6 protein-coding genes and 1 tRNA gene are annotated in these 8,177 nt (G+C 30.9%); 1 reads left to right on the top strand and 6 read right to left on the bottom strand.

The window, feature by feature from the left end; translation table 11 throughout:
• Window positions 1-927, top strand: a 927-nt coding sequence (locus ACTG3S_RS13580; RefSeq protein ID WP_439129878.1) for an HNH endonuclease, incomplete at its 5' end; no start/stop codon positions are given.
• Window positions 928-982: 55 nt separating this feature from the next.
• Here the strand turns inward: ACTG3S_RS13580 and ACTG3S_RS13575 are convergent.
• The 6 genes from ACTG3S_RS13575 to ACTG3S_RS13550 form a co-directional block, all read right to left on the bottom strand.
• A tRNA-Asp gene (locus tag ACTG3S_RS13575) sits at window positions 983-1,056 on the bottom strand.
• Window positions 1,057-1,119: 63 nt separating this feature from the next.
• A complete protein-coding gene (locus ACTG3S_RS13570) occupies window positions 1,120-2,040 on the bottom strand; it encodes a DUF58 domain-containing protein (protein ID WP_439129877.1) in 921 nt (306 codons plus the stop codon).
• A 2-nt stretch (window positions 2,041-2,042) separates the two neighbouring features.
• Window positions 2,043-4,601: a M1 family aminopeptidase gene (locus ACTG3S_RS13565; protein ID WP_439129876.1), complete on the bottom strand. Its 2,559-nt coding sequence runs from the start codon at window positions 4,599-4,601 to the stop codon at window positions 2,043-2,045.
• A gap of 177 nt (window positions 4,602-4,778) precedes the next feature.
• Window positions 4,779-5,096, bottom strand: a complete 318-nt coding sequence (gene trxA, locus ACTG3S_RS13560; protein ID WP_439129875.1) for a thioredoxin — start codon at window positions 5,094-5,096, stop codon at window positions 4,779-4,781.
• Between the two features lie 258 nt (window positions 5,097-5,354).
• On the bottom strand, window positions 5,355-6,308 hold the full coding sequence (gene metF, locus ACTG3S_RS13555; protein ID WP_439129874.1) for a methylenetetrahydrofolate reductase [NAD(P)H]: 954 nt from the start codon (window positions 6,306-6,308) through the stop codon (window positions 5,355-5,357).
• A gap of 200 nt (window positions 6,309-6,508) precedes the next feature.
• On the bottom strand, window positions 6,509-8,177 hold a 1,669-nt coding region (locus ACTG3S_RS13550; protein WP_439129873.1), incomplete at its 5' end, for a vitamin B12 dependent-methionine synthase activation domain-containing protein.

Here is an 8,177-nt window from a genome sequence, read left to right as displayed (position 1 = left end):
AGTAATAATAAACATTTAGGTAAAGCACCACATAAACCTGTTTTATTACTATCAATAATTTCACTTATTAAAAAAGGATTCATTACAAATAATAGAATTTATATTAATAGTGAATTACTTTTATCATTTAAAAATAACTGGAATAAAGTAGTAGAAACGAAACATTCTTGTAAATTTTATCTTCCTTTTTTTCATTTAAGAAGTGAACCTTTTTGGTATTTAGTTTCAAAAAACGGAAAAACTTTAGAATTGACAAGATCCAGTAGCATTAAAAGTTTTAAAAGTCTAAATGCAAATGTAGCTTTTGCTGAAATTGATAAAGAACTATTTCAAATATTAAAAGATGAAAAACACTCATCATATTTCATAGAATTATTAATTGATTTATACTTTCCTAACCAAAAATCTAATTTCTATTTAAATAATATTAATGATATAGAAACTAACATACAAAATCAAATATTAAAAGAGGATGGTGAAAATTATCAATTATTAATTACTGAATTAAAGTCCAAACTTCCTGAAGATGAATATGAAGAAGAAATATACTTAAGAGGTGGTTTATTCAAAAGAATTATACCCAAATTATATAATTACTCATGTTGTATATCAGAAATGAGAATTGAATCTTTATCAAATATACAAATGATAGATGCTTGTCATATTATCCCTTTTAGTATATCAAAAAATGATACTATTACAAATGGCTTATCGTTATCTCCTAATTTGCACAGAGCTTTTGATAGAGGACTTATAACTATTAATAAAAATTATATTGTGCGGGTTTCTCCAATTATAATTGAAAATGATAGTCCATTTTCTTTATCACAATTTGAAGGTAAACAGATAATTCTACCAGAAAATGACAAATACTATCCATCACCAATTTCTTTGGATTGGCACAATAAAGAATATTACAGAATTTAAGATTGATAACTAATAGACACAAACAAAAAAAGCATCTCAAAAGAGATGCTTTTCGCGGTCTGGACGGGACTCGAACCCGCGACCCCCTGCGTGACAGGCAGGTATTCTAACCAGCTGAACTACCAAACCGTTGCTAATAGCGGATGCAAATATATAATAGATTTTAATATCTGCAAACAAAAAAATGAATTTTTATTTAATTTTTTTTCTACTGATTAAATATTTTGTCAATACATCATTAAAACCAGCATTAATATCTACAGGAACATAATCTATCTGGTATTGTAAACATTTATTTTTCAAATCTTTAAAATAATTTTCTACAATTTCTTTGTATTTTTCTCTAACATTCTCTGCATAAATATTTATTGCTTCGCCTGTTTCTAAATCTACAAATTTCTTAGGCGCATTGTCAAAATTAAAGTCTAATTCTGTTTTTCCATCAAATGTATGAAACAAAACTACCTCATGTTTGTTATATTTTAGATGACGTAAAGCCTCAAAAAGTGCTTCGTTTTCTTTGGTTGTTTGAAACATGTCTGTAAACAGAAAGATTAAAGAACGTCTGTGAATTTTTTCTGCAATCTCATGTAAATATTTATAGGTATCTGTATTTGCACTTGATTCTGAAACCAACAATTGCTCTAATTGATGTAACAACATCTTTCTATGGCGCTCACTCCCCTTTTCTGGAGCATAATACTCATAAGAATCTGAATAAATACTCAGACCCACAGCATCTCTTTGGCGTTTTAAAATTTCTATTAAACAAGCTGTTGCTACTGCAGAAAAACCCACTTTATTTAAAGTGTTTACCGTTTGTTTTTTTACTATGGGATAATGCATAGATGCAGAGTTGTCTATAATGATATGACAGCGTAAATTGGTTTCTTCCTCGTACTTTTTGGTGTATAGTTTTTCAGTTTTTGCATATAATTTCCAATCTATATGGCGTGTACTTTCTCCTTTGTTATACAATTTATGTTCAGAAAACTCTACAGAAAAACCATGAAACGGACTTTTATGCATCCCTGTAATAAAACCCTCTACCACACTTTTGGCTAAAATGTCTAGATTTTTAATTTCAGAAGATTGTACTTCAGATAAATTCATACTTACTTTTTAATGTCTTGTGCTCTTTTTAAATGATCTGTGGTTTGCAATAATTTTTTTAACAAAATGGGATTATAATCTGGATTATCGTCTAAAAATTGTTGTAAAATAGCATTTGCTTCTTTAGATGAGTAATTCCCAATAGAATTGGCCAACCATCCTTTGGGGAAAAAGATATCTCCTGTTAATTGTACCTCTTCTAATTTTTCTAAAATCGATTGTAAATGTTTTGTAGAAGATTGTTGTCTTAAAGGATGATGTATATTTCTTAAAGCAGTTTGTACCCAAGATTCTTTTTCTCTATTTTCTTTTTGCAATAAAGAACTCATAAAAGCATCTCTTACTTTTACATCATTAGAAAGTGATGGTAACAGCCATTTAAAACGCTCTAATCTGTCTGGATTTGAAATTCTTGTTTGTTGTTCTTGTAAAATTTCTGTTGCTTTTGGATGTTGAAATATTGCTAATTTTATAGCTAAAGAAGTAAAATCGTTTTCGTTTAAAAATAGATTTCTGATCTCTTTATCTTTGTTCCAAATGGCGTATAAATTTTTTGTGCCCGTTTTAGAAATGGCTATGCTTTGGTACAAGCCAAATAAAGTTTTCTTTATATTGGTTGGTAACTCTTTTTCTAGCAAACTAAATATACTATTTTCAGTTTCTTTTTGAATTGATTTTTGCTGCGTTGCTGTTAAAAATGTCCAAAAAATATTCGAAATTCTACCTGACAGATAATTGGTGATTAACTCATTTTCTTCTTGTTGTGTCGCATCTAAGTAAACCTTATAGGTTTCTATAGGAGTTACCACTCCGTTTAACATATTTTCATATAAATTAATGAATTGATATCCTCTAGAAACCTCATCATCTATGTTTTTATAATCATAAATTTTATTTTTATAAATAGGAAAAACGCCATAACCAAAGCCATTTGTATTGTACAATACTTGCCCAGGTTTAAAATCTTTAGTACCCTCAGTAATATCAAAAGATTTGCCCATGTTTTTTATGCCAATGATTTTTTCATAACCTCGCTCATCAATCAATTTAATTTTAAATGATTGTGTCCATATTTTATTAGAACCATCTTCGGCTTTTTGATGGATTACAAACTTGCTAACATTGCCTTTTTCATTCAGTTCAATTTCTTCATAAAAGATAGGTCTTCCAGATGAATTTACCCAAACATCACTCCATTGTTGAATGTCACCAGCAGATTTTTTATCTAAAATAGTTACCAACTCATTCCAGTCTGCATTCGAGTTTTGGTAGGTTTTTATATATTCTTGAATCCCTTCTCTGAAAGATTCTTCGCCCAACAAATACTCTAATTGACGCATCATAATGGGTGCTTTGTTGTAAATAATTCTTCCATACAAAGAACCCGCATTTTTTAAATTATCTAAATTTTGACGAATGGCATTTGTACCTGCTGTTCTATCTTCTGAATAAGCACTTGGGTAATGAGCCATCATAAAACTTAAACGATGATTGATTGCTGGAAAAACAGGATTCATAATTTTATCTGCCATAAAATTGGCAAAAACTTCTTTCATCCAAACATCATTAAACCATTTCATGGTTACCAAATCTCCAAACCACATGTGTGAGGTTTCATGCGCAATCAATTTGGCTCTACTTAACTTTCTGTTTTGCGTCGCATTTTTATCTAAAAACAAAGAAGAGGCTCTGTATTGAATTGCCCCAACATGCTCCATGCCTCCATATTGAAAAGGTGGAATTGCAGCAAAATCCATTTTTTGAAACGGAAATTTTACCTGTGTATATTCCTCTAAAAAGTCTAAAGAATTTTGATGAATTTGAAAAATAGCATCTACACTTTTGTCTATTTTTTCTTGATCGTTTTCTCTGTATAAAAAACGCATTTTAAAAGCTCCTGGATTTTTAGTTGCTGACGTAAATTTGCCTGCCACAAAAGAAAATAGATAGGTGCTCATTGTATCTGAAGTTGTAAAAGTATGTTCTGTAAAATCACCTTTTTTTAAAGTGCTTATTTCTTTAGCTCCTGCTAATACTTTCCATGCATTTGGGGCTGTAATTTTTAAGTTATAATTGGCTTTTATATCTGGCTGATCAAAAGAAGGAAACAATGTACTTGCTCTGTCTGGTACTAAAAGTGTATACAAAAATTCTTGGTTTCTGTTAAGTGATGTTTCACCAGCCTCAAAAATAATTTCCACAGAATTTTCTCCGATAATTAAGCTTTTTTTATCAAGAATGATGTGTTCTTTTTGGTGACTGATTTCTGAAGCGTCTCCGTTTATTTTGATAGATTTCAGTTTCGAACCCTCTTCATTAAAATCTAATAAAACATCATTTTTTAAGTCATTTACATTAAAATTTAGTTGTAAAGTTGATGCAATTGGACTGTTTTTTTCTTTAGGTATTTTAAAATGCAAATTGTAAACAACCTCTGAAATTTGTTGTTTTCTATATTTGGCCAATTCGTATGAAATCCCTTTTTCTATGGTAAGTTTTTCTTCTTTTTTATGGCAGGAGAAAAAAAATAAAAGAGATACTATATAAATATAATTTTTCATTTCGTTTATTATTTATTGACCACATAGGTAAATTAAAAACTTAGTTTTTAATCGTGGTTCGTTCAACTTACAATTTTGTGAAAATAACATTGCTATTTTTACAAAATTGAGTTTCACTAAAATAAAAAAAGGTTTAGCGTTAGCCAAACCTTTTATAATTATAAAGTGTTAATACTACTACAATGCAGCATCAATTTTATCTGTATATGTTTTTTTAGGAGCTACACCTACTTGCTTGTCTACGACTTCTCCGTTTTTAAAAACTAAAACGGTTGGTATGTTTCTTACACCGTATTTTGCAGCAAATTCTTGGTTGGCATCTACATCTACTTTACCTACAACTGCTTTACCATCATATTCTGAGTGAATTTCATCTACGATTGGTCCTACCATTCTGCATGGTCCACACCAAGCTGCCCAAAAATCTACTAATACTGGTTTATCTGATTTTAACACTACTTCGTCAAAATTTGCGTCTGTAATTTCTAATGCCATTTTATATTTTTTTAATTGATTGTTTTTAAATTTCTAACACAAAAGTAAACAAATTATTTACCATTTTATTTTGGCAAAATTATTTCTACCTATAAAACTATCAACGGATTCTATATTCAATAGCTTTTATAGACACGTGCGTGAAGGATCGAGGCTTTGTTTGAGCTCTTATGCTTTGGCGTAAAGCGAGTGCCGAAAGCCTGACGTTTTTTGTTTTTGTTGCGCGGAGCGAAACTTTAAAACAAAAAAGGGCACGCCCTAAAAAATTTGTTCAGCAATGGCTTTTATATTTGTTGATTTTCCCATAGAATAATAATGTAAAACTGGCACACCTGCTGCCAACAACTCTTTAGATTGGGCAATTGCAAACTCTACACCCACTTGACGTACGTCTTTATTGGTTTTGCATTTAGAGACTTCGTTTATTAAACTTTCTGGCAAATCGATTCTAAAAACTTGGGGTAAAATTTGTAAATGACGTTTTACAGCCAAGGGTTTAATCCCTGGAATGATAGGCACATTTATACCAATTTGTTTTGCAGCTTCTACAAACTCAAAATACTTTTTATTGTCGAAAAACATTTGTGTAACCACATAATCTGCACCAGCATCTACCTTTTCTTTCAAACGTTTTAAATCGGTTTGTAAAGAGGGTGCTTCTAAATGTTTTTCTGGATAGCCAGCTACACCAATACAAAAATCTGCGCAATTTTCTGGCTCAATAACATCATGCAAATATTTACCACAGTTTAAATCTTGTATTTGAGAAACCAATTGCGACGCATACTCATGCCCACCTTCTGATGGCGAAAAATATTTTTGATGACTCATAGCATCTCCTCTTAACGCCATTACATTGTCTATGCCCAAATAGTGACAATCTACTAATAAATATTCTGTTTCTTCTTTGGTAAAACCTCCACAAAGTACATGAGGTACAGTATCTACATCATATTTGTGTTTTATGGCTGCACAGATACCTAAAGTTCCTGGACGCATTCTTGTTATTTTTCTGTCTAATAACCCGGATTTCTCTACATAAACATACTCTTCTCTAGAAGTTGTAACGTCTATAAATGGAGGATTAAACTCCATTAACGGATCTATATTGTTGTATAATTCTTCTATATTATTTCCTTTTTTAGGTGGAATAATTTCAAAAGAAAACAATGTTTTTCCGTTTGCTTTTTTAATGTGATCTGTAATCTTCATTTATGCTGAATTTGTTTCAGTAAATTAGAAGAAATAAGCAACTAATAATGCAGTAATTGTTAGTGTAAAAAGCTTTAGAAAGAATACTAACTCTATCTTATATTTTTTCATCTTATTTAATTTTTCTGCAAAATTCTTATTTCTTCTCTAATTTTATGTTAGTTAAAATGCAATAAATTATTAATTTTTTTGCGTGTACATTATTCTTCTGCTAAAGATGGATGCAACCATTTTCTCGCCTTTTCTTTTGTAATTCCTTTTCGTTCTGAGTAATCTATAACTTGATCATCGGTAATTTTACCCAAACCAAAATATTTGGCTTCTTTGTTGGCAAAATAATAGCCAGAAACTGCAGCAGCTGGCCACATGGCTAAACTTTCAGTTAACTTTACTCCTATTTGATTTTCTACATCTAACAAATCCCAAATGGTTTCTTTTTCTAAATGATCTGGACATGCTGGGTAACCTGGTGCAGGACGAATTCCTTTATAATTTTCTTTGATTAAATCTTCATTGGTTAAGGCTTCATCAATTGCATATCCCCAATGTTTGGTTCTAATTTGTTTGTGTAAATATTCTGCAAAAGCCTCTGCAAAACGATCTGCAATGGCTTGTGCCATAATTGCATTATAATCGTCTTCTTTTGATCTATAACTATCTGCTAATTCTTGCGCTCCAAAAATACCCACACAAAATGCACCTAGATAATCTTTTTTATTTGTTTCTTTTGGTGCTATAAAATCTGCTAATGCTAAATTTGGTATGCCTTCTCGTTTTTTTAATTGCTGGCGTAAGGTTCTGAAAATTACTTTTTGTTTATGAGATTTCTCGACTGTGCTCGAAATGAGTTTTCTATTCGGTTTTCGAGAAACTTCAATATCATCATCATTGATTGTATTTGCTTCAAACAAACCAAAAATTGCTTTTGGTTTTAGCAATTGTTTGGCAATAATTTCTTTAATCATTGCTTGTGCTTCCTCGTACATTATGGTTGCTTGTTCTCCAACCACTTTATCCGTTAAAATATCAGGAAATTTTCCATGTAAATCCCAACTTCTAAAAAACGGACTCCAATCTATAAAAGGTACCAATTCTTTTAAACTCAGTTGTTCTAAAGTTTGAATACCTAATTCTTTTGGTTTTACAATTCCTGAAGTTTCCCAATCGATTTTATACTTACGTTTTCGAGCTTCATCAATAGAAATATATGATTTTTCTTTACCTCGCTTTAAAAACTTGGTTCTAAATTCGTCATAATCTTTTTTCAGTTTTGCAGTATATAAGTGGCTCGATTTTTTGTTTAACAAATCACCCACAACCGTTACTGCTCTTGAGGCATCATTTACATGAACCACTGCATTTTTGTACTGTGTATCTATTTTTACTGCTGTATGTGCTTTTGAGGTTGTTGCACCACCAATTAATAAAGGCAACTCAAAATTTTGACGTTGCATTTCTTTGGCTAAATACACCATTTCATCTAGAGAAGGTGTAATTAATCCACTTAAACCAATCGCATCAACTCGTTCATCAATAGCAGTTTGAATGATTTTTTCTGGTGGCACCATTACCCCTAAATCAACAATCTCATAGTTATTACAGGCTAAAACAACGCTTACAATATTTTTACCAATATCGTGCACATCTCCTTTAACAGTTGCCATTAATATTTTTCCTACGGGTTCTGATTTGTCTGATTTTGCTGCTTCAATAAACGGATTTAAATAGGCAACCGCTTTTTTCATCACCCTTGCAGATTTTACTACTTGTGGCAAAAACATTTTTCCTGCTCCAAATAAATCGCCTACCACATTCATACCAATCATTAAATGACCTTCTATAACTTCTATTGGTGCGTCAGCTTCTTGT

The sequence above is a fragment of the Polaribacter sp. genome (assembly GCF_965656025.1).
GTDB lineage: Bacteria > Bacteroidota > Bacteroidia > Flavobacteriales > Flavobacteriaceae > Polaribacter.
This window is presented reverse-complemented; position numbering and strand designations above follow the sequence as displayed.